The organism is Belliella baltica DSM 15883 (genome assembly GCF_000265405.1).
Classification (GTDB): Bacteria; Bacteroidota; Bacteroidia; order Cytophagales; family Cyclobacteriaceae; genus Belliella; species Belliella baltica.
Genome location: NC_018010.1, coordinates 3,331,937 through 3,355,264 on the forward strand (window position 1 = coordinate 3,331,937; position 23,328 = coordinate 3,355,264).

A 23,328-nucleotide genomic window follows, 5' to 3' on the forward strand; every position below is an offset into this window, starting at 1 on the left:
TGAGATTGACCAAATAATTTGGTGAAAATCATAAGTAAAGCAGAATCGAATTAATATAAATTAATGTCAATCCAGAAAATAACCGAAAAATATTTTCTCCTTTTGTTTTTATTGTAAAAAGTAATCGTACCTTTGAGCCATTAAATAATCAATACAATTACAATATCATGAACACAGGAAAAGTAAAATTTTTTAATGAGTCCAAAGGATTCGGTTTTATCGTAGACGATGAATCTTCTAAAGAGTATTTTGTACACATCTCAGGATTAGTTGACGAAATTAGAGAAGACGACGAAGTTACTTTCGACCTTAAAGAAGGAAGAAAAGGACTTAACGCTGTGAATGTAAAGTTAGCTTAACATATAACATTGACAAATCTTAAAAGCGGTTCAAACGAAAGTTTGAGCCGCTTTTTTTATATCCCCCATTTAGCTTTTTGATCATATACTAAGTATCCACTTTCTATTATGAGCGGCGAGTTGATATTATTATGATAGAGTTGTCCTGTCCCAAGACCTTGTGGTAAAATAGTATCAAAAGTAGCGGTAAATTGAGCTATTGCATTCAAACCAACATTGCTTTCTAGTGCCGAAGTCATCCACCAAGAAATATTCAAACTTTGAGCTATTTCTATCCACTCTTTCGTTTCTCTAAATCCACCAAGAAGCGTTGGCTTTAAAATGATATATTGTGGATTGATTTGTTTGAGAAGTTGAGTTTTATTCTTTAAACCAAAAATCCCAATCAACTCCTCATCTAAAGCTATTGGAACAGGTGTCTTTTTACATAAATCAGACATTTTCAAAATTTGTCCCTGTCTAATAGGCTGCTCAATGCTATGTAAATCAAAATCCATTAATTTATTAAGCTTTTGTAAGGCTTCTTCGGGAGCAAATGCTCCATTAGCATCTACTCGCAAGGTAATTTGATTCTTATCAAACTTACTTCTGATATATGCTAGTAGATCACATTCTTGTTCAAAATCAATTGCTCCAATTTTCATTTTAATGCAATCATATCCTTCCTGAAGCTTCCTATCAATTTGCTCTAGCATAAAATCCTTCTCCCCCATCCAAATCAATCCATTGATTGGGATTGCTTCTCTTTGGGAAACGAACTTTGAGTCGAAAATCAATCTTTTTCCTTTATTTGAATAGTCTAAAAGTGCTGATTCAAATGCAAATCGAATACTTGGTAAGGATTCAGGAATATTGATTTTTACAAAATCAAATATCTCCTCCTGACTCAATTCAACTTCTAGATTTGATAATTCTTTGCAAATTTGATTCAACTTAGACTCAAAGTCTGGCAAATCATCTAAGCTCAACTTAGGCAGAGGACCAGCCTCTCCTATACCAAAAATGAAGGGGGCATTATTAGATTTTACTATCACAAAGTAGGTTTCTTTTTGCTTTAAAACTCCTCTTGAAGTTCCAGCATCAAACTTAAAATCCAAAATGTGCTTTTTACACTCGAAAAATAACCTTTTTATTTTATTCATATCAGTTTCAACATTTTCAACAACTAAACAAGTTTTATAATCAAGGGTTCGAACAATGCCCAATTTTTATGTTTTATATTTGCAAGCCAAATCAAAAGCCTTAGACTTTATGAATCTTTCAACTGCTATAGCCGAACTGAAACTTTCAGATTACGAATATACTTTACCCGAAGAAAAAATAGCCAAATTTCCACTTGAAAAAAGAGATGCTTCCAAACTACTGCATTTCAAAGATGGGAAAATCGAACACCTGCAATTTGCTCAACTTCCTGATTTGGTGCCAGTAGGAAGCTTAATGGTATTCAACAACACTAAAGTAATTCCTGCAAGACTAATTTTTCAAAGGAGCACCGGTGCCAAAATTGAAATATTCTTGCTCAAGCCCATAGCTCCGACTACGGTGATCAACGAAGTCATGATCAAAACGGAGACAGTTTCTTGGGAATGCATGATTGGGAATCTAAAAAAATGGAAAACAGATGAAATTCTTTCAGGAGAAGTTATCTATCAAAACAAAATCATCAAGCTCAATGCTTCTTTAATAGATCAAGAAAATAGAATAGTAAAATTCACCTGGGATGCAGAAGTGCCTTTTGTTTCAATTGTCGAAGCCTCTGGAGAAGTCCCATTACCCCCATATTTAAATAGAAAACCAACAGAAGAAGATCGACCTCGCTATCAAACAGTCTATTCGAAAAATGAAGGCGCAGTAGCAGCTCCAACTGCTGGACTACACTTCACCGACAAGGTTCTTCAAAAACTCGCTGCAAATAAAGTGAAAGAGGAGTTTTTAACTCTCCATGTAGGTGCAGGAACTTTTCAGCCTATAAAAACTGAAACTATAACAGCACATAACATGCATAGCGAACAAGTTGTTGTAAGCATCTCTACAATCCAAAATATTACCGAGCATACGCAGCAATTAATCGCAGTAGGCACTACTTCAATGCGATCCCTAGAAAGTTTATATTGGTTTGGAGTAAAACTACTTAGAGAAGAAGGTCATGAATTTCTAATTCCTAAACTCTACCCCTACCAAGATTTCGATCAACTTCCTACAAGGAAAGAAAGCTTTGAGACAATCCTGACTTTCATGAAAAAAAATAATCTAAGTGAAATCACAGGAAGTACTGAAATATTCATCATGCCAGGCTATAATTTCAAAGTTTGTGACGGACTAGTAACTAATTTCCATCAACCTGGATCAACGCTAATTTTGCTAATAGCAGCTTTTACTAAAAAATATTGGAAGCAGATCTACAAAGAGGCACTTGAAAATGACTATCGATTTCTAAGCTATGGAGACAGCAGCTTACTGTGGTGTGAGAAAGGCTGATTAATAATCAGCACTTCCAGCACCTAACTTAATAATACCTCTTGTAAGATTTTGATAATACGTCCTTCCTACTGGAACCACGTCCTTTCCAACTGTCAATTCTCTTGGATTGATTGATATGATTTCTTCTAATCTTACAATGTAACTTTAATGAATCCGCATAAAATCATTTAGAGGAAGAACTGATTCAAAATCTTTCAGAATATTCCTCAAAGAATAAACGCTTGTGCGAGTTACCAAAGTAGTATAGTTGCCATCACCTTTCATCCAAAGAATATCTTCGAACTTTACCTTCACTAGACTTCCCTTACTACGAACAAAAATGGCATCTTTAATTAACAATTCACTTTCTAATTCATCTTCCATTTCAGAAGTGTGACCATTTCCGTTGGAATTATAACTTTTTAGTAATTCTTTCATTTGACCAATTGATTAATGATAAATGACTAGCAAACAGAAACTGAACAGGATATTTCACTAGTGTCCTTTTAACATTCTGTTTGATAATAAGTTTTGAAAAAGTTTAAGAAAGCCTGTCTGAATTGAAATTAGGTAACTACTCAGGTACATTATTTACTGACCGATATTCAAGTATTTGGAGTCTTGTTGCCCTCTGTGGTGTATTGATGCGTATTTGTATGTGAATGTACGAAAATCAGCTTTAAAGTTGGTTTATCCACATTTTTTTGTGGGGAAAAACAGCGTGGATTATTGGTATTCATGGGATTATGTGCTGATATTCAGGAAACATTTCTATAGTATATTGGACCACAGGGATACGCTTATTCAGGAACTGATCAAGATGAACCTCCAGCTTATGGAGCAGGTCAAGTCTTTAAAATCTAGGGTATCCGATTTGGAAAATGAGCTTGCCCGTTACCGTAATCCCAAAAACAGCCGCAACAGCTCGGTTCCCCCTTCAAAAGACGAGAACCGCCCCAAAAAAAATCAGAGTCTCCGTCAGGATACAGGGCGCAAAACCGGCGGTCAGCCTGGACACAAAGGCCATACCCTTGAAATGACATCCTCCCCGGACATAATAGAAAACCACATCCCTTTATTCTGTACCTGCTGTGGTGGTGATCTGTCGGCGGTTCCAGCAGAACTGTCCTCCAAAAGACAGGTCCTGGATCTTCCTGTGATTAAAGTGGTATGTACCGAGCATAGAATCTTTTCCAAAAACTGTTCCTGTGGAGAAAAGATCAGTGGGTCATTCCCTGACAATATCAATGCCCCCATACAGTACGGGAGCGGTGTTGAAACCATTGTCGGTTATCTGCATGCCAGACAGTATGTTCCCTATAGAAGGATGAAAGAACTTCTCAGGGACTGCTTCGGTATTAATCTCAGCGAGGGGAGTATCGATAACATTATCGGTAGGTTTGCCCGCAAGTCTGCACCAATATATGCAAAGATAAAGACGGCAGTCTCTAAAAGTCCTGTGATAGGAGCTGACGAGACTGGGGCTAAAGTGGATGGAAACAAACAGTGGGTCTGGACTTATCAGACCGAGGAACTCACCCTGTTAGCTATATCTGAATCACGTGGACTTAAGGCGATGAATACACATTTTCCCGATGGGTTCGGAAAGGCAGTATTGTGCCACGATGCATGGAGGGCATACTTCAACTATTCGGAAAACCTGCACCAGCTCTGTTGTGCACATCTGCTTAGGGAGCTCAACTACATTGTTGAACGCTATAAATCTAAATGGGCTGACAGCCTTAGGGCCCTGTTCAGGGAAGCTATCTCACTGAAGAGAAAACTCAAAAAACTACCAGATCCAGAGAATAGCAGGAGTATTGCTTCCATTGAAGAGAAGATGGATAACCTACTCGCCCAACCTGTAGAGTCAAAACATAAAGAAGCAGTATCCCTACAAAAAAGACTCCTGAAATACAGAAAGTCACTTTTTACTTTTCTCTATCACCAAAAAGTACCACCGGATAACAATGCCTCTGAAAGAGCCATACGCAACATCAAGGTGAAACAAAAAATATCAGGACAGTTCAAATCCAACAATGGAGCTGAAAACTTCTGTGTTATAAGATCCGTCGTGGATACCCTGATCAAACGTTCGGGAAATATCTTAGAAAATCTAAATCATATAGCTAATTTACAACCTGAGTAGTTACGAAATTAGAAATAAAAAAACCAGGCGAAAAATTTCACCTGGGTTTAAAATATCACGATAACATTATGAAAAACTGTCTTAATCAAACTCGTTAACTTTTCTGGCATTTTCACGAATCACCATATCAAGTTCTTGAGCTAATGGCTTTAAATACGAGAAGTACTTGGTGTTTTCTGCATCCAATTGTTTTTTATCTATTAGGTCCAACAAGCCCAACATGGATGAAAGTGGTGACCTTAAAAGATGGGATTGGATATAAGCAACTTCTCTTAGCACTTTATTTTTTTCTTCAACTCTTTTGAATTCTAATTTCTTTTCCTCAATGTTTTTATTCGCATAAACAAAACCAATTACTTTTTTATCTGAATTGAATAATGGGAAAAATTTATGTTCAAACCAAAGTTCTTTGCCTGTTCTACTGTTTATCACCTCTTTTTCGTATGTGATAGACTTACCAGAAAATACAGTTTCTAAATCTTTTAAAAATTGCTCCTCCAAACCAGATAAGAGATAGGGTAAAAAATCATCTTTTTCTTTTAATTCCTTCTTAAAATGTGATTTGACCAGTTTTTTAGCATTTTCATTAAATGAAAGAATATTTAACTCTAAATCTACCAAAAAATAACTTTCGTCTGCGTGTTCTAAGATAGATTTTAAATTCATCTGTGCTTCGAAAACAGCCAATTCATTCATTTTATCTTTTGTAATATCTTTCATTATCACATGCATTTCTTCATGCTGACAAACGATAAATACCTTAAACCACCTCTCCAAATCTACTCTTCTCTCTTCAAAAACAATAATTTCGTTCTCTTCTCTAGCCTTTTTAAACTGTAAGGCCGATTGATGCAATTTGTTATTTGGATAGACATGCCAAATTGTCTTTTTCAAAAGTGAATTGCTACACTTACCAAAAAACTTCTGGGCAGCATCGTTTACAAAAGTGATCTCCCATTGTTCATTTAACTTGAAGTAAATATTCTCAATAATGCTTAAATCAAAACCTGACTTTTTATAAATCTCTTCAATCTCACTCTTTCCTGTCGCATCATTGCTAAATTCATAACCGATACCTAATACCCCTTCTATATCCCCTTCATCAGACTTCAGAATTGAAAATTCCCAATTCAGCTTCTTTTGATTAGACAGATTCAAAAAAACCTGTTTGCTTTTATTTGGAGTCTCTAATAAATCAGATAATAAAAATTCAAAAAGTCCATGGTCTTCTTTGTCCAAAAAGTTTGAAAAATTATGAATGTAAAATTCTTTCTTAAAAAGCGGAAACTCCATTTCAAATTTCTTTCCAATAAAATTGACCTGTCCATTCACATCCAATCCCACCACATAAAGCTGTGTAGAGTTGATCAAATAATCGGGAATCATTTTGTCAATTACAGGACTCATTTGAATATCTTTGGTCTTACCAAATGTTGGAGTAAACAAATATTTTTCTACTTTCTTCAAGTATTTGATTGCAAGATAAAATAATTTAATCGAAAAATAAAAATTTGTAAATCATTAATTATCAAAATTTTATAACTTTTTTATTGGTAAAAATAACGATTCATTTTGAATTTATAAAAATCCTTTTCCTAGTAGAAAAAATGGTTTTTACATTAATTGTGAATTTTACAGCATCATCTTTAAATCTTCCGTTAGATTCAAATATGTATCAAAATCATCAGCAAATGAAAAACCTTTTGATTCTTCTTTTCCTTTTTACCTTTTCAGTTCATTTTAATTATGGACAAAAAGTCCATGCGGTAGAATATGAAAATCAGGCAGATATCAAGGTGTTTGTCGTCCAATATGAAAATCAAGCAGACCTAAAAGTATTCAAAGTAAATTATGAAAATCAAGCTGATGGAAACGAAGGAAAATGGTTTTTTACAAATTATCCAAATCAAGCCAAAAAGAAAGTGTTCTTCGTGAAATATCAAAATCAAGCAGATATAAAAGTCTTTTTTGTAAAATACCAAAATCAAGCTGGATGGCTAAATAGAGCTAAAATGCATCTTTTATATTAGGGCAGCTAAGCATTCCTAAACATATTACGCTTTCTTCACAAATTCGCTTTTCAATGCCATAGAGCCGAAGCCTTCAATCTTACAATCAATATTATGGTCACCTTCGACTAATCGGATGTTTTTCACTTTTGTCCCTGCTTTAATCGATTTTGGCGCTCCTTTGACAGGCAAATCTTTTACAACAACTACAGCATCGCCATCTTGTAAAACTGCTCCATTTGCATCTTTCACAACAAAAGCTTCTTCAGGTTGCTCAATTTTCCATTCAAAACCACATTCAGGACAAGTTAGTCCATTTTCTGTTTCATATCCGTAAGGAGAATTGCATGATGGGCAGTTGGGGATTTTTTCCATAAGACAAAGATAATTATTCTAAATCCAAATCTGTTAATTTCATTAGTCAGGAATCTTGCATAATTTTTATAGATGAAATGGTAACTTTACTAGATCAAGAAAAATTGATCCATCATGAGTGTTTCACAAAGATATATTTCAGAATTAGAACAAATTTCCAAGGAGGTGAAAAGTAGTTTTTCAAGTCTTTCAAAGGAAGTACTTTATCAAAAACCTGATCCAAAAAAATGGAGCATCGCAGAAAATCTAGAACATATCATTGTTTTGAATAGCAGCTATTTCCCCATATTCCAGAGACTTAAAAATGGAAACCTAAACAATGCTTTTGTCTCAAAAATTTCGTTTTTCTCAAGAGTTATTGGAGACATGATTTTTAAATCTGTTTCTGATGGAGGAAAAAGAAAAGTAAAAACTTTCCCACTTTGGGAACCACAGCTTAATTCTGAGAAAGAGTCTGAAATTTTAGAGAAATTTTCCCAACATCAAATAGAGTTAGCGGAATGGATAAAGGAGTTAAACCCATTCATTGAAAAGAAAACAATCATTCACTCTCCAGCTAATAAACTAATTGTATACGCATTGGATAAAGCATTTGAAATCATCATAGCGCATGAAAAAAGACATTTGGATCAGGCAAAAAACGTACTAATTCAAATTCAAAACTGAATAAAAAACCCTCAGCTCTTGTGAACTGAGGGTTTCAATTTTTCAGAATATAAATTTTATAATCCTTTAAGACCTTCTTTTGCCAAATTGAAATTCGGCTCTAAAGCCAATGCTTCCTCAAAAGCTTTTCTTGCATCCTCCTTACTTCCTTGCTCAATATAAACTAAGCCTTTCAAATTGAATGCTGCTGCTTTCATGCTTACTTCTTGCGTTTCATTATTTTCAATAGGGAAACCTAATTTTTGCTCAGCAGATTTGGTATTTTTCACAATCATATTGATAGAATTCAAGGCTTCTTCATGCTTTTTAAGAGAATACTGTAAGTAGGCAGTTTTATAAAGCGAAAAAATATCATCTGTCAAAAGGTGTAACCTTTCAAATTGAGTCAAAGCCCTATCCAATGCACCAATTTGTTCCAAAGAATATGCAGCAACTTCCAAAGCTTCAATACTTCTATCATTTACCTGTAACACATCTAGCGCTGCCAAAGCAGCCCCACTGAACTGATTACTTTCAAAATAAAGCGTTGCCAAAAGTTCGCCGTACCTAGAATTAGTCGGATTTCTTTCAATCAATCCAATTAAGGTCATTCTTGCTACAGCAAGGTCATTATATCTTAATGCCAATTGATAAACGCGTTGATCTCTTTCATTTTTTTCACGAAGTGTTTCCACCCCAGGAGTAGCCGCATCTTGCGCGAAAGATGATGAAATCGATAAAGTCAAGATGACTAGGAGTAATTTAATTTTGTTCATAATGTGATTTATTTGCTTTTCAGCCCTCTTTTTTCTGCTAAACGGTATAATAACTGTAAAGCTTCTTCTTTATTGTTTTGAATTTGTCCCTCAAGAATTGCTTCTTTTATATCTTCTTTGAGCTCACCAATGATTTTTGAAGGTTCGAGATCAAAAATAGACATAATTTCTTCTCCTGAAACAGGCGGCTGAAAATTTCTTACATGATCTTTTTCTTCTACCTCCAAAATTCTCTGCTCAACCTTATCAAAATTGGCCAGATACTTCTGAACCTTGTTGTTGTTTTTGGATGTGACATCTGCTCTACAGAGCTTCATCAAATCATCAACATCATCTCCGGCGTCAAAAAGCAATCTTCTCACAGCTGAATCTGTTACCTTATCACTTACAAGTGCAATTGGCCTTAGATGAAGGCGAACTAATTTTTGAACATACTTCATACGCTCGTCCATGGGCAATTTCAGCCTTCTGAAAATCGAAGGAGTCATCCTAGCGCCTTTATCTTCATGTCCATGAAAAGTCCATCCTACTTTTTGATTGAAACGTTTGGTGACAGGCTTGGCAATATCATGCATGATTGCTGCCCAACGTAACCAAAGGTCATCTGTAAAAACAGTTATATTATCCAACACTTGAAGCGTGTGATAAAAATTATCTTTATGTGATTTATCTCCTACAGAATCTACACCTTGCAGTTCAACCATTTCTGGAAAAAATTGATGTAACAATTTACTAGCGAAAAGAAGCTTAAAACCATAAGATGGTTTTTCTGCCAAGATTATTTTATTCAATTCGTCAATAATTCTTTCACCAGAAATGATGCGCAGTCTCTCTGCATTTTGAATCAATCCGTCAAATGTATCAGCATCAATATCAAAATTCAATTGTGTAGCAAATCGAATAGCTCGCATCATTCTCAAAGGATCGTCAGAAAAAGTAATATTTGAATCCGTTGGAGTTTTGATAATTTTTCTTTTGATATCTTTCAGACCATTAAAAGGATCAATTAATTCTCCAAATCGAGATTCATTGAGGCAGATCGCCATTGCATTGATGGTAAAATCTCTTCTTTCTTGATCTTCCTGTAAAGTACCATCTTCCACAAGTGGTTTTCTGGAATCAGTTCGATAAGATTCTTTTCTTGCTCCTACAAATTCTAATTCGTAATCATCTAGCTTAATCATCGCTGTTCCAAAGTTCTTAAAAACCGAAAGTGGAACATGCTTTCCAAAGCTCTCCGAAACTTGAGTCGCTAATGCTATTCCTGAACCTACACAAACAAAATCCAGATCCTTACAAGGTCTTCCCATTATCAAATCTCGGACATAACCACCTACAACATAGGTCTCTAAACCCATTGTATCAGCAATTTTTCCAACTTGACGAAAAATAGGAAGTGTATCTAACTGTACTTTGAAGTTCATGCTTTAATAATTTTCACATCTCCATCAGGACTCAAAAACATCTCTTTGACATCTGGGCCAAAAAGAGGAAATCTTTCCTTTGTTTCAAAATCCGCATTTCCATCTTCTTTTTCTTGATAAATAACAGGCTGACCAAAAGCAAAAAGCACCTTATTCCAAAAGTCATTTCTAATCATGGCAAATTTAATATTCCCATCTACTTTTGGGCATTTTTGAAGCACTCGATTGACGGGACTATGGTAAATTGTCGCCTTTGTAGCGTATTCAACAATATCTAAAGAAACCTCGGAGAATTGTTCGGTTACAGATCTGATTTGAAATAAATCGAAAAGTAAAAATATTCCATTTGAAGAATCAACTTCTTCATTCCACCTTGATGGCGTAATCAATTCTAAAATCTTTCCATTTCCCTCTTTGATCGACACCCGACCATTAGATTTAATATATTTGGCTACCTCTGTATTTTCCACTTTTATCAAAATTTCTCCAAAAATACGGGAGATTATCAAGAAATGGGGTGGAATTTAAGAAAATATGAGAACGAGCTCAATTAATCTTCATTATTCAAGCCCAAAATAAAATCAACAGCTAGTTGTGCATGCAACTGAGTTGTAGTAATCAAAGGGAATACTGTTTCCTCTTGCTTGATCAAAAGAGGTAATTCTGTGCAACCCATAATCATTCCCTCGGCGCCTTTATGAGCCAATAAGGACATCTGTTTTTCATAAAAACTCTTAGCCTCTTTTGTAAATTTCCCTAAAGTCAGCTCTTTGGAAACATAATAATGTGATTGATCCAAGTAATCTGATTCAGGTATGATGATTTTGATTCCGTAATGCTTTTTCAAAAATCCTGGAATAAAATCTCCAGTCATAGTAGGTTTATTTCCAAGCAATCCAAGAGTATTTAATCCAAGCTTTTGAGCCTCCTTGCCTATTGCTTCAGCGATGTGTAAGATTGGAATGTTGATTTGTGGCTGCACAATTTCATATACCATGTGAGGAGTATTTGCGCAAATAATGATCGCCTCTGCGCCTGCTTGCTCGAGCTTTTGTGCTACATCTAAATATTTGGCTATGATTTTATTTTTATTTTGCTCTCGCATCAGTTGGATATTGATACTGTGCAAGATCAGAGGAGGGTTTTGATCTTCGCCAATAACCTCACCTACCAATTCATTGATCAACCTGTAATATTCTATTGTGGAATGCCAAGAGGTACCACCTATCATACCGAGTGTTTTCATAAAAATGAATTTCGTGATTTTCTCCAAATATTTAAGTGACAAAACACACCTAAAAATAAAATGATCATGTAATATACTTTTGAGATTCATATTCTTCACCAAATCCAAAAAAGCGGTTTTACATGAATTCAATATTATCGATCGAATATCTTTGAATCAAGCGATTTGAAAACACTCTACCAAAAATTCTACTTAAAGCTTTTTTCAAAAGATCACCTTCCAAGTGGATTATTTCCCTACCTTTGTATCCCATAGGAATCACAATAAATATACATCCGCACTATTCTTATGGCATCATCCACCAAATTTATCTTTATTACAGGAGGTGTAACCTCTTCTTTGGGAAAAGGCATCATTGCAGCATCATTGGCTAAATTATTACAAGCAAAGGGCTTCTCTGTTACCATCCAAAAATTCGATCCTTATCTTAATATTGATCCAGGAACACTCAATCCTTATGAACATGGAGAGTGTTACGTCACAGAAGATGGAGCAGAGACAGATCTAGACCTCGGTCATTATGAAAGATTTCTTGATACTCCTACCTCTCAAGCTAATAATATCACAACCGGTAGAATTTACAACAATGTAATCACCAAAGAAAGAAAAGGAGAATACCTTGGAAAGACAGTCCAAGTAATTCCACATATCACGGATGAAATCAAAAGAAATTTTTTCAAACTAGGTGAAGAAGGTAATTACGATGTAGTCATCACAGAAATAGGCGGATGCGTAGGTGACATTGAATCTTTACCATTTATTGAGGCAGTAAGACAAGCGAAATGGGATTTGGGTCAGAATAATTTCTTAGTGATCCACCTTACGCTAATTCCATACCTCGCTGCTGCAAAAGAATTAAAAACAAAGCCAACGCAGCATTCTGTAAAGCAACTATTAGAAGCTGGTATCCAACCTGATATTTTGGTTTGCAGAACAGAATATTCTTTGCCTCAAGAGGTCAAAAAGAAACTGGCGCTATTTTGCAATGTTCAATTGAATTGTGTGATAGAAGCCATGGATGCGGATACTATCTACGATGTTCCGCTTTTGATGAAAAAAGAGAAGTTGGACGAAAGGGTAATGAGCAAACTGAAGTTAACTTCAAAAAGCAACACAGACCTTGAGCAATGGAAAGATTTTCTTGGCAAATTAAAAAATCCAACACAAGAAGTAAATATTGGTCTTGTAGGAAAATATGTCTCATTACCAGATGCTTATAAATCTATAATTGAAGCTTTCATTCATGCTGGTGCAGTTTTAGAATGCAAAGTAAATCTTACATTAATCTCCTCGGAAGAACTATCAGCAGACTCAATTCCGAAAAAACTAGAAAATCTTGACGGTGTAGTCGTTGCTCCAGGTTTTGGAGAGCGTGGTTTAGAAGGAAAAATAGAGGCGGTAAGGTTTGTAAGAGAAAATAATATTCCATTTTTCGGAATTTGTTTGGGAATGCAAGTTGCTGTAATCGAGTTTGCTAGAAACGTATTGGGATTGAAAAATGCCAATAGTACAGAGATGGATCTGAACACTTCAGATCCTGTAATTGGTCTCATGGAAGACCAAAAAAACATACAGATAATGGGAGGAACCATGCGTCTAGGTTCTTATACTTGTGAACTAAAAAAAGGGACAAAAGCCTATCAAGCTTATGGAAAAAGCAAAATTCAAGAAAGGCACAGACATAGATACGAGTTCAACAACGCCTACCTTTCAAAAATGGAGGCAGCCGGTATGGTCGCATCCGGAATCAATCCTGAGACACAGCTTGTTGAGATTATAGAAATCAAAGATCATCCTTGGTTCGTAGGTGCACAATTCCATCCTGAATACAAAAGTACAGTCTTAACACCCCATCCGCTTTTCGTTAGATTTATTAAAGCGACCATAGAAAACAAAAAGACAAAATAAATCCTTCTATATTTGTCAAAATTGCGTGGTAACCCAAAGGAATATTTCGGAATAAGTTTTCGATTTTATCCTTTGTGTTACCTTTGCTTTTAATTAGAAAGTTTAATTTAAAATTATGGATAAAAACCAAGCGACAGGACTGATCCTTTTCGCCGCAGTGATACTGGTATATTCGATTTTCTTTGCCAGTTCTCCTGAATTGCCGACTCAAGAGCCAACAGGAGAAGTCATAAGTTCCGTTCAGGAAAATTCTACACAGGCAATTGCCACAGAAGTAGAAGAAGTAGATAGTCTTCAAGATCTAAAAGCCCAAATCCAATATGGTGTTTTTGCACCTTTGGTGAAAGGCAATGAAGCTGAAGTAACTTTAGAAAACGACAAAATGATTGTCACCTTTTCAACCAAAGGTGCAGAAATAAAAAAAGTTGTTCTTAAAGAATACAATTCTTGGGATCAAAGACCATTGGTATTGATGGATGATGAAAGTTCAAACCTTTCCTATCAATTAAACACCACAAAAGGTCCCCTAAGCTTAAATGAATTTTTCTTTGAAGCAAGTTCTAGCGCAACTGAAGTGGATGGCATATCTATCTCCAAAGTAGAGTTCACTGCGCAAACTGCATCAGGAAAAATAACAAGGTCATACTCTCTTCCAGAAGATTCTTATGTTTTAGCAAATAACTTGGAAATCTCCGGTTTGACTTCACAATTGGTAGATTCTAATATCAATGTTCTTTGGGATGCCAAGCTTATCAAACAAGAAGAAGATATAGAAGAATCAAGAAGAAAATCAAACATCAACTTCTACACTTCTGCACAGGATTACGATTATCTAAGTTTGACATCTGATGAAGCTTCCGAGCAAGTTTCTGAACCACTAAAATGGATTTCATTCAGTCAGCGTTTTTTCACTGCTGGTATCATTGCAGAAAATCAATTCAACTCTGCAAGTCTGGAGCAAATTACTCCTAAAGACACACTTTCAGTAAAGAATATGAAGGCAACGATTGCTTTACCACTTACTGAAGGAAAAGCCGATTTGAGTTATTATTTTGGTCCAAACAAATACAAAACTCTTAAGAAAATCACACCAGGTTTTGAAAATAACGTGGACATGGGATATTTCTTTGTGAGTTGGGTGAACAAATACATTATCGTCAACTTATTTGTATTTCTTGAAAAGTTCTTTAGCAATTACGGGATTATCATTATTATCATAGTCTTAATTATTAAAGCTGCTCTTTTCCCATTGACCTACAAATCTTACGTAGGCATGGCTAAAATGAGGGTAATCAAGCCAGAAATTGATGAATTAAAAGAGAAATACAAAGACGATCCAACCAAGCAGCAACAAGAACAAATGAAACTGTTTGGCCAACTGGGAGTAAGCCCGATTTCAGGTTGTCTTCCAATGCTCTTGCAAATGCCATTCTTGTTTGCGATGTTCTTCTTTTTCCCGAACTCTATCGAAATGAGACAAGAGTCATTCCTTTGGGCACATGATTTATCTACTTATGACACTTTCTTCAAACTTCCATTCACTATCCCATTCTATGGGTCTCACGTTAGTTTGTTCACCTTATTGATGACCGTCTCTCAAATTGCTTATACTCATTTCAACAACCAACTTACAGCTGCACAAGGACCAATGAAAAATTTGGGATACATCATGCCAATCGGCTTTATGTTTATCCTAAACTCCTACCCTGCTGCATTGAGTTTCTACTACTTTGTATCTAACATGGTGACTTTCGGTCAACAAGCATTGATCAAACTCTTTGTTGATGACAAAAAAATCAGAGAAAAAGTAGAAGCGAGCAAAGTAAAAAATGCGAATAAGAAAAAATCAAAATTTCAGCAAAAATTGGAAGATGCAATGAAAGCTGCAGAAGCCAATAAAAAGAAAAAATGATAGGTAATCTACAAAGGGAGAATTATTAAAATGTAAAAAAAGGAGTTGGTCAAACCAGCTCCTTTTTTCTTTATCTATGAAAGGTAATGACATTAAGCTTTAATTTCCAAAAGGTTAGCACTATCCACAGGGCACTGTGGAAAACAAATCATTTTGAGTAAAAATATAAATGATATATTTGTACTAACCTGAAAATTAAACACCATTAAGATGATTCAACTTACTTATTATGGACATTCGTCCTTTTTAGTAGAAATCAACGGGAAGAAACTTCTTTTTGATCCCTTTATCAGACCTAATGAAAAAGCATCAGATATATCAATTGCAGAAATTAAAGCAGATTATGTTTTAATCTCTCACGGACATGAAGACCATGTTGCTGATGCAGAAGAAATCACCAAAAATTCAAATGCTATGTTGATTTCTAATTTTGAAATTGCTTCTTGGTTTGCGAAAAAAGGAGTAGAAAAATATCATCCAATGAATCAAGGAGGTTCTAAGGTATTTGATTTTGGAAAACTCAAATATGTGAACGCGATTCACAGTAGTACACTGCCTGACGGGAGTTCAGGAGGACAGGCTGGCGGTTTTGTAGTTCAACACGAGGAAGGTTGTTTTTATTTTGCTGGTGATACTGCTCTAACTTTCGATATGAAGTTATTAGATGCAGAGTTCAATCTTGATTTTGCAATCTTACCAATAGGTGATAATTTCACTATGGGAATTGATGATGCTATCCGTGCAGCTGATTTTGTAGGAACAGATAGAATCATAGGTATGCACTATGATACTTTTCCATATATAGAAATTGACCTTGATGCTGCAAAAAAAGCTGCATCAGAAGCCAAAAAAGAATTGATTTTGCTTAATATTGGAGAATCTATTACCCTTTGAATCTAGAGAATGGGAAAAGTAATTGCTATTGCAAACCAAAAAGGCGGAGTTGGTAAAACTACTACTGCCATGAACCTAGCTGCAAGTTTGGCAGTCTTGGAATATAAAACTCTGGTCATTGACGCAGATCCTCAGGCCAATACAACTTCTGGTCTAGGACAAGACCCAAAAGAAGTTGATACCAGTATTTACGAATGCATGGTTGACGGAATTGATATTGAGACGATCATTCACAAAACTGATATGGAATACCTAGATTTGGTTCCTTCACATATCGACTTGGTGGGTGCTGAAGTAGAAATGATCAATTTAGATAACCGAGAGGAAAAAATGAAGTCCGTCATTTCTGTTGTTAAAGAAAAATATGACTTCATCATCATTGATTGTTCTCCATCATTGGGTTTGATCACGATCAATGCCCTCACAGCGGCAAATTCAATTATCATTCCTGTTCAATGCGAATATTTCGCTTTGGAAGGTTTGGGGAAATTATTGAACACAATTAAAATCATTCAAACTCGATTGAATCCTGACTTGGAAATCGAAGGTATTTTGCTGACCATGTATGATGTTAGACTGAGATTATCTAACCAAGTAGTGGACGAGGTAAGAATGCATTTCAAAGATTTAGTTTTTAAGACCATCATCCCGAGAAACGTCAGATTAAGTGAGTCACCAAGTTTTGGTTTACCAGTAATTGCCTTTGATGCAGATGGTAAAGGAGCTGTTGCCTATTTGAATTTGGCTCACGAGATTGCTGCAAAAAATGGAATGGAAAAAGTAAATTGATAAAGCGATATGGCTGATAAAAAACCTACACAAAAGAAGAATGCATTAGGAAGAGGACTGGGTGCTTTATTGCAAGATTCGCCGGAAAAAAAACAAAAACAAGACTTAATTCCAGCAGCCTCCTCAGCTGGAATTTATGAAATTCCTTTATCAACCATTCAAGTCAATCCTTATCAACCAAGGACACATTTTGACAAAGATGCGTTACAAGAGCTATCAGAGTCAATCCTTGTTCAAGGAATCATTCAGCCAATCACTGTTCGTAAGCTTGCTGATGATGAATATCAGTTGATTTCTGGAGAGCGTCGTTTCCAAGCTTCCAAACTTGCAGGATTGGAGAAAATCCCTGCTTATGTTAGAACTGCCAATGACCAGCAAATGCTAGAAATGGCATTGATAGAAAACATTCAGAGGGAAAATCTAAATGCACTTGAAATAGCCCATTCTTATCAAAGATTACTTGCAGAGTGTAATCTGAAGCAAGAAGAACTTGGTGATAGAGTAGGAAAAAACAGAACGACTGTCAATAACTATTTGAGGTTACTCAAACTTCCGCCAGATATTCAAGCAGGAATCAGAGATCAAGTGATTTCAATGGGACATGCGCGTGCTTTGATCAATATTGAAGACATCGATAAGCAGCTGGCTATTTTCAAAAAAACTGTGACTGAGGAACTCAGCGTAAGAAAGGTTGAAGCTCTTGTCAAAGCGCTTAATAACGAGGACGAAGAATCAGAGAACAAAAAAGCACCTGCTTTAGATCCTGTAAGGAAATATGAAATTGGAAAAATCCAGCAAAGGTTAGCCAATCATTTTGGATCTAAAGTTCAACTAAAGGCAAATGAAAAGAATAAAGGTGAAATAAAAATCCCTTTTGGTTCTGCTTCAGACTTGAATAGAATTCTAGAAATATTGGAGATCATATAATTGTGAGTCCACAACAAATTCATCTTCGCTTGAATAAATCAATCTTAGCAATGGTTCTTAAAGGAGCCCTTACTGTTTTTGTTTTATTAGCTATTTCTTTTAGCCAAGCTTATTCTCAGATTAAAGGTGATACGATTACAGTAGAAATCAACGAAAAGCTACCAAAAGACCCTAGAATAGCAACAATATTGTCTGCCGTATTTCCAGGTGCTGGGCAAGTGTACAATGAAAAGGTCTGGAAACTTCCAATTATTTATGGAGGAATTGCAACCAACCTCTATTTTATCGAATTCAATAATCGAAGATATCAGCTATTCAGAGAAGAATTGCGAAAATTTGATAATGATGACCCTGCATTAAGCTTTCCTAACCTTAATAGAGAAGCTTTGGTAAGAAATGTAGACTTTTGGAGGAGAAATAGAGATTTAAACTTCGTTGTATTTGGGCTTATTTATGCCTTAAATATTGTAGATGCACAGGTAGACGCACATTTGTCTGGATTCGATATCAGTGATGATATCAGTTTGATATACGAACCTTCCTATGAAACATTGACTGCAGGTGGGCAACTTGTCGGTGTTTCTTTAAAATTAAAATTTTAAATCATGAATATCTTAATATTAGGCTACGGGAAAATGGGTAAAATCATCAGCGAAATAGCTGAATCCAGAGGCCATAGCATTGCAGGAAAAATCAATATTGATAATCGAAATGAATTGGATAATATAGATCCAAAGAATATTGATGTTGCAATAGAGTTTTCTCAACCTGAAGCTGCAGTGGAAAACATTAAATGGGCCATTTCAAAAGGGATTCCCATTGTGTCAGGTACCACAGGTTGGCTTGACCAAAAGCCAGCTATCGAAAAGCTAACACTTGAAAATAACGGTACATTCTTCTACGCTTCTAACTATAGCATAGGAGTTAATGTCTTTTTCAAGGTAAATGAATTTCTTGCCAAATTGATGGGAGAGCAATTAGACTATCAAGTTAGTATGGAAGAAGTGCATCATACCGAGAAGAAAGATGCTCCTAGTGGTACTGCAATAACTTTAGCTGAAGGAATTATCAAAAATATTCCAAAGCTTAATAAGTGGGAATTGTCCGAAAATATGAACGGAAACGAACACGCACTCCCTATCACTGCAAAGAGAATTGACCCTGCTCCAGGTACCCATATTGTACGCTACCGTTCAGAAATCGATGATATTGAAATAAGTCATACTGCGCACAGCAGAAAGGGTTTTGCCCTTGGCTCAGTTTTAGTATCTGAGTGGATTATTGACAAAAAAGGTGTGCTATCAATGGACGATTTCCTATCTTTCTAAAATTTTTGACCAACATGACTAAAGAAAAAAAGAAAAAATCAGCAACAAGAGAATGGGTAGATGCCTTAGTGTTTGCTGTTATTGCAGCGAGTTTGATTAGATGGCTATTACTCGAGCCATTTACGATTCCTACTGGCTCTATGGAAAAATCACTTCTCGTAGGTGATTTCCTTTTTGTAAGCAAGATGCATTATGGAACTAGAATTCCTAAAACTCCTCTTCAAGTGCCGCTGACACATCAAAAAATCTGGGGCACAGATTTAAAATCTTACTCAGACGCAATTGAACTTCCATATTTTAGACTCCCAGGATTCACTTCTATCAAAAGAAATGATGTTGTCGTATTTAATTATCCCGCTGAATACGAATATCCAGTGGATCTAAAAACTAACTATATCAAAAGAGCTGTTGCAGTTCCAGGAGATATATTAGAAATCAAAAAAGGACAAGTGTACATCAATGGAGAATTGGGAGATAATCCTGAAAAAATGCAATTTACCTATGATGTTTTAACTGATAAAAATCTTTCCATTGAATTTTTTGAAGACTACGGAATAGATAGGGACAGCTTTTATCCATTTAGCAATGGTGTTGGGTACATGGTATCAGCTACAGACGAAATGGTTGAAAACCTGAAAAAATCTCCTGCTATAAAAAATGTAACAAAAAGATTAGAAAGAGAAGACATGGGGGAATCAAAAATATTTCCCGATGGCGCTTACTTTGGTTGGAACAGAGATAATTGGGGCCCTATGGAAATACCTGGAGAAGGAACTACCATTCAAATCAATGAAGAAACTATGGCTAAATATGCCTTTACTATTGAAAAGTATGAAGGCTTAGACAATATGGAAGTACGAGACAATAAGTTGTTCATAGATGGTCAGCAAGTGAATAGTTACACCTTCAAGCAAAATTATTATTTCATGATGGGAGACAATAGACATGATTCCTTGGACTCAAGGTATTGGGGTTTTGTTCCAGAAGATCATGTTGTAGGAAAAGCTTGGTTCTTATGGCTCTCTTTGGATAAGCATAAATCTATGTTTAGCAAAATCCGCTGGAACCGATTCTTCAATGGAATTGACTAATAATTTCTAAAGTCATTTTACTATCAAAAAAAAAGATTGCTGATCTCTCAGCAATCTTTTTTTGTTTCCAGGTGAATCTAGCATTTAACTAATTGTAGAACCATTGGCAGTGCTGGCGCCTGGTTCAAGAAGTCTTAGACTACCATCTTTATCTTCTGCCATCAAAATCATCCCTTCCGAATCAATCCCCATCATTTTTCTAGGAGCCAGATTGATTAGCATAGTCACTTGTTTTCCTAGCAAATCCTCAGGTTTAAAATATTCAGCAACACCACTCAAAACAGTTCTAATCCCTAAACCAGTATCAACTGTCAACTTCAAAAGCTTCTTTGATTTGGGCATTGGTTCAGCAGTCAATACTTTAACCACACGCATGTCTAATTTTGCAAAATCATCATAGGATATGATATCTTTCATGGGTACAACTGCCGCATTATCCATTTCATTTTTCTTCTTGGCTTCCAAAAGTTTATTTACTTGCGCTTCTACTACATCATCTTCAATTTTCTCAAATAGCAAAGAAGCTGGATTGATCTGATCACCTGCTATTAGCAGATCAAACTCTCCTGAATTTCGCCATGTTAAGCCTTTTAAATTGAACATATCGAATATTTTCTCAGAAGTAAATGGCAAGAATGGCTCCGCAACTATTGCTAGATTTGAACCAATATTTAAAGCAATATTCAAAATCGTTCCCGTGCGTTCTTTATTTTCCTTGATAGTTTTCCAAGGTTCTGTATCAGCTAAGTATTTATTTCCCAATCTAGCGAAATCCATCACATACGAAAGTGCTTCTCTGAATCTATAGCGCTCAATCGAAGCTGCGATTTTGTCAGGAAAAGCCTTCAGTGCATCCAAGACCTCCTGATCGTAAGGAGAAAGTGTACTTTTCGCTGGAACAACTCCATCAAAAAACTTATGTGTCAAGACCACCGCTCTATTCACAAAATTACCATAAACAGCAACCAACTCTGAATTATTTCTTCCTTGGAAATCCTTCCAAGTAAAGTCATTATCCTTAGTTTCTGGTGCATTAGCAGTCAATACGTAACGCAAAACATCTTGCTTGCCAGGAAATTCCTCTAAATATTCGTGTAGCCAAACTGCCCAATTTCTAGAGGTGGAAATTTTATCACCCTCCAAATTCAAGAATTCATTGGCAGGAACATTATCTGGTAAAATGTATTCTCCGTGAGTTTTAAGAATAGCTGGAAAAATGATACAATGAAACACAATGTTATCTTTTCCAATAAAATGAACCAATTTGGTATCCTTATCTTTCCAATAAGGTTGCCAATCTATGCCTTTCTCATTTGCCCATTCTTTAGTCGTGGAAATGTAGCCAATTGGTGCATCAAACCAAACATAAAGCACTTTCCCGTCGGCTCCTTCCACAGGCACAGGGATTCCCCAGTCCAAATCCCTAGTCATCGATCGCGCTTGCAAGCCATCTCCTGCTTCTAGCCAAGAGCGACATTGACCCAAAACATTATTTTTCCAATCTTCTTTATGATCTTCTAAAATCCATTTTTGCAGAAACTTTGTGTATCTAGCCAAATCCAAAAACCAATGTTTAGTCTCTTTTAATACAGGTGTATTTCCACTCAATTTTGATTTTGGATTAATCAATTCTGTAGGGCTTAGTGAGCTTCCACATTTTTCACATTGATCGCCATATGCACCATCATGACCACATTTTGGACATGTTCCTTCTATATATCTGTCTGCCAAAAATTGTCCTGCTTCTTCATCGAAATACTGCTCTGTAGATTGCTCCAAAAACTCGCCTTTGTCATACAGGTCTTTGAAAAATCCCGAGGCAGTCTCATGATGTATCGGTGCCGAAGTTCTAGAATAGTGATCAAAATTAATCCCAAAAGATTTAAAGCTCTCTTTCATCATCTCGTGATATCTATCCACGACTTCTTGAGGAGTAATTCCTTCCTTTTTAGCTTTGATTGTAATCGCTACGCCATGCTCATCTGAGCCACAAACGTAGGCCACATCTTTTCCAAGTGAACGAAGGTATCTCACATAAATATCAGATGGTATATAGCAACCCGCCAAATGTCCAATATGAAGTGGCCCATTGGCGTAAGGAAGTGCAGAAGTAACTGTATATCTTTTAAATTCTTTGTTATTCATATTTGTAAAGATAGAAATTATGGAAAGTATTTGGGAGAAAAGAAACTATAATCAGGACCTTTGGAATTCTTCTCTAGCCTCTTCCGTCAAGATCCCTTGATAGATTATTTGAATCGTTTGATCAAATATTTCAGAGGTGTTTAAATTCATTCTTTCACGCATTTCCAAAGGGAATTGAGCGAGAAATTTAGGGTCAATTAAGCTTTGAATGGCAGAGGCATATACAAGTACAATCATTGTTTTATTGATATTAGGTGCCACCTGTCCCTTTTCAATCCCCTCTTCAATCAATTTTTGAAATCTCAAATAGGCCGAATCCCTTACATAATCTTGTAAACCAATCCAAATTTCTGGTGCATGATCTCTTAAATCTTCCAACAATTCTGGATTGATTGGAGCTAAGTCAGCAGCAACAATGGATAAAAAGGATTTTAATTTTGCAGTAAAAGAGATATGTCTATTTTTGAAAAGAGACTCCACTTTAATAGAGAGCTTGTTTTTAAGCAATTCAAAAGAAGCAGCTAGAAGTTCTAATTTTCCCGGAAAATATTTGTAGAGCGTTTTTTTGCTCATCGCCAATTCTTGAGAAATATCATCCATAGTAGTATTCTTATAGCCTTGCTTCAAAAACAGCTTATAAGAAACATCTAAAATTTTTGACTCTATATCGGTTTTTTTACTCATTTTTCTTGAATAGGGAGCAAAGATATACATTCCGATTTATTTACCTTCCCAAATTCCAAACTTAGTCTATCACAAAAGCTTTGTGCTTTCATAAGCAAAGCTTAATTTGTTTAGGCTTCGTAAAACATCTAGGAATAAGTAATCAATTTTAAAGATTAAAAATTTATCGATTGACCTTAATATTAAAAATTCTTTTATTTTACTTGA

The 23,328-nt window shown here is 35.6% G+C and carries 23 protein-coding genes; 13 read left to right on the plus strand and 10 right to left on the minus strand.

The genetic code is table 11. The features are described from left to right. The first annotated feature begins 167 nt into the window (after positions 1–167). Positions 168–359, plus strand: coding sequence for a cold-shock protein (locus BELBA_RS15185; protein WP_014773567.1), 192 nt, complete (start codon positions 168–170; stop codon positions 357–359). Between the two features lie 56 nt (positions 360–415). Here the strand turns inward: BELBA_RS15185 and BELBA_RS15190 are convergent, their stop codons facing one another. Continuing rightward, on the minus strand, positions 416–1,501 hold the full coding sequence (locus BELBA_RS15190) for an o-succinylbenzoate synthase (RefSeq protein WP_041779709.1): 1,086 nt from the start codon (positions 1,499–1,501) through the stop codon (positions 416–418). A gap of 109 nt (positions 1,502–1,610) precedes the next feature. On the opposite strand from BELBA_RS15190, the gene BELBA_RS15195 reads away from it, so the two are divergent. Next, positions 1,611–2,837, plus strand: coding sequence for an S-adenosylmethionine:tRNA ribosyltransferase-isomerase (locus BELBA_RS15195; protein ID WP_014773569.1), 1,227 nt, complete (start codon positions 1,611–1,613; stop codon positions 2,835–2,837). 147 nt (positions 2,838–2,984) lie between these two features. On the opposite strand, the gene BELBA_RS15200 is transcribed toward BELBA_RS15195, so the two are convergent. Beyond that, positions 2,985–3,257, minus strand: a complete 273-nt coding sequence (locus BELBA_RS15200) for a LytR/AlgR family response regulator transcription factor (RefSeq protein WP_342626376.1) — start codon at positions 3,255–3,257, stop codon at positions 2,985–2,987. 268 nt (positions 3,258–3,525) lie between these two features. Between BELBA_RS15200 and tnpC the strand changes: the two genes are divergently transcribed. After that, the gene (gene tnpC, locus BELBA_RS15205; RefSeq protein WP_245531063.1) at positions 3,526–4,968 is read left to right on the plus strand and encodes an IS66 family transposase; all 1,443 of its coding nucleotides are present in this window, start codon (positions 3,526–3,528) and stop codon (positions 4,966–4,968) included. Positions 4,969–5,049: 81 nt separating this feature from the next. On the opposite strand, the gene BELBA_RS15210 is transcribed toward tnpC, so the two are convergent. Next, on the minus strand, positions 5,050–6,435 hold the full coding sequence (locus tag BELBA_RS15210; protein ID WP_014773570.1) for a PAS domain-containing protein: 1,386 nt from the start codon (positions 6,433–6,435) through the stop codon (positions 5,050–5,052). 224 nt (positions 6,436–6,659) lie between these two features. On the opposite strand from BELBA_RS15210, the gene BELBA_RS15215 reads away from it, so the two are divergent. After that, a complete protein-coding gene (locus tag BELBA_RS15215; protein ID WP_041779710.1) occupies positions 6,660–6,998 on the plus strand; it encodes a 7(1) septoil knot domain-containing protein in 339 nt (112 codons plus the stop codon). A gap of 24 nt (positions 6,999–7,022) precedes the next feature. Here the strand turns inward: BELBA_RS15215 and BELBA_RS15220 are convergent, their stop codons facing one another. Next, positions 7,023–7,352 carry a zinc ribbon domain-containing protein YjdM gene (locus BELBA_RS15220; protein ID WP_014773572.1) on the minus strand — a complete coding sequence of 110 codons (330 nt, stop codon included), beginning with the start codon at positions 7,350–7,352 and terminating at the stop codon, positions 7,023–7,025. Positions 7,353–7,466: 114 nt separating this feature from the next. Between BELBA_RS15220 and BELBA_RS15225 the strand changes: the two genes are divergently transcribed. Then, the gene (locus BELBA_RS15225; RefSeq protein ID WP_014773573.1) at positions 7,467–8,018 is read left to right on the plus strand and encodes a DinB family protein; all 552 of its coding nucleotides are present in this window, start codon (positions 7,467–7,469) and stop codon (positions 8,016–8,018) included. Positions 8,019–8,074: 56 nt separating this feature from the next. On the opposite strand, the gene BELBA_RS15230 is transcribed toward BELBA_RS15225, so the two are convergent. From BELBA_RS15230 to BELBA_RS15245, 4 genes are all read right to left on the minus strand, one after another. Beyond that, positions 8,075–8,773 carry a tetratricopeptide repeat protein gene (locus BELBA_RS15230; protein ID WP_014773574.1) on the minus strand — a complete coding sequence of 233 codons (699 nt, stop codon included), beginning with the start codon at positions 8,771–8,773 and terminating at the stop codon, positions 8,075–8,077. 8 nt (positions 8,774–8,781) lie between these two features. Further along, the gene (locus tag BELBA_RS15235) at positions 8,782–10,197 is read right to left on the minus strand and encodes a CCA tRNA nucleotidyltransferase (RefSeq protein WP_014773575.1); all 1,416 of its coding nucleotides are present in this window, start codon (positions 10,195–10,197) and stop codon (positions 8,782–8,784) included. After that, positions 10,194–10,667, minus strand: a complete 474-nt coding sequence (locus tag BELBA_RS15240) for a hypothetical protein (RefSeq protein ID WP_041779711.1) — start codon at positions 10,665–10,667, stop codon at positions 10,194–10,196. The genes BELBA_RS15235 and BELBA_RS15240 overlap by 4 nt, the downstream gene beginning before the upstream one ends. Positions 10,668–10,747: 80 nt before the next feature. After that, a complete protein-coding gene (locus BELBA_RS15245; RefSeq protein WP_041779712.1) occupies positions 10,748–11,443 on the minus strand; it encodes an aspartate/glutamate racemase family protein in 696 nt (231 codons plus the stop codon). Positions 11,444–11,731: 288 nt separating this feature from the next. Here BELBA_RS15245 and BELBA_RS15250 point away from each other — a divergent pair, with 288 nt between their 5' ends. The 8 genes from BELBA_RS15250 (at position 11,732) to lepB (ending at position 20,292) form a co-directional block, all read left to right on the plus strand. After that, complete coding sequence (locus BELBA_RS15250) at positions 11,732–13,351, plus strand: CTP synthase (protein WP_014773578.1); 1,620 nt, start codon at positions 11,732–11,734, stop codon at positions 13,349–13,351. A 115-nt stretch (positions 13,352–13,466) separates the two neighbouring features. Beyond that, the gene (yidC, locus tag BELBA_RS15255; RefSeq protein WP_014773579.1) at positions 13,467–15,263 is read left to right on the plus strand and encodes a membrane protein insertase YidC; all 1,797 of its coding nucleotides are present in this window, start codon (positions 13,467–13,469) and stop codon (positions 15,261–15,263) included. Between the two features lie 210 nt (positions 15,264–15,473). Then, positions 15,474–16,157: a metal-dependent hydrolase gene (locus tag BELBA_RS15260; protein ID WP_014773580.1), complete on the plus strand. Its 684-nt coding sequence runs from the start codon at positions 15,474–15,476 to the stop codon at positions 16,155–16,157. A gap of 9 nt (positions 16,158–16,166) precedes the next feature. Then, the gene (locus BELBA_RS15265; RefSeq protein ID WP_014773581.1) at positions 16,167–16,946 is read left to right on the plus strand and encodes a ParA family protein; all 780 of its coding nucleotides are present in this window, start codon (positions 16,167–16,169) and stop codon (positions 16,944–16,946) included. Positions 16,947–16,955: 9 nt separating this feature from the next. Continuing rightward, the gene (locus BELBA_RS15270; RefSeq protein WP_014773582.1) at positions 16,956–17,873 is read left to right on the plus strand and encodes a ParB/RepB/Spo0J family partition protein; all 918 of its coding nucleotides are present in this window, start codon (positions 16,956–16,958) and stop codon (positions 17,871–17,873) included. 29 nt (positions 17,874–17,902) lie between these two features. After that, a complete protein-coding gene (locus tag BELBA_RS15275) occupies positions 17,903–18,475 on the plus strand; it encodes a DUF5683 domain-containing protein (RefSeq protein ID WP_245531086.1) in 573 nt (190 codons plus the stop codon). 3 nt (positions 18,476–18,478) lie between these two features. Beyond that, entirely contained in the window at positions 18,479–19,201 is a 723-nt protein-coding gene (dapB, locus tag BELBA_RS15280) for a 4-hydroxy-tetrahydrodipicolinate reductase (protein ID WP_014773584.1), read from the plus strand. Between the two features lie 14 nt (positions 19,202–19,215). Beyond that, positions 19,216–20,292, plus strand: coding sequence for a signal peptidase I (gene lepB / locus BELBA_RS15285; protein WP_014773585.1), 1,077 nt, complete (start codon positions 19,216–19,218; stop codon positions 20,290–20,292). Positions 20,293–20,376: 84 nt separating this feature from the next. On the opposite strand, the gene metG is transcribed toward lepB, so the two are convergent. Both metG and BELBA_RS15295 read right to left on the minus strand, forming a co-directional pair. Beyond that, entirely contained in the window at positions 20,377–22,437 is a 2,061-nt protein-coding gene (gene metG / locus BELBA_RS15290) for a methionine--tRNA ligase (protein ID WP_014773586.1), read from the minus strand. A 51-nt stretch (positions 22,438–22,488) separates the two neighbouring features. Further along, complete coding sequence (locus BELBA_RS15295; RefSeq protein ID WP_041779713.1) at positions 22,489–23,121, minus strand: TetR/AcrR family transcriptional regulator; 633 nt, start codon at positions 23,119–23,121, stop codon at positions 22,489–22,491. Positions 23,122–23,328 lie beyond the last annotated feature (207 nt).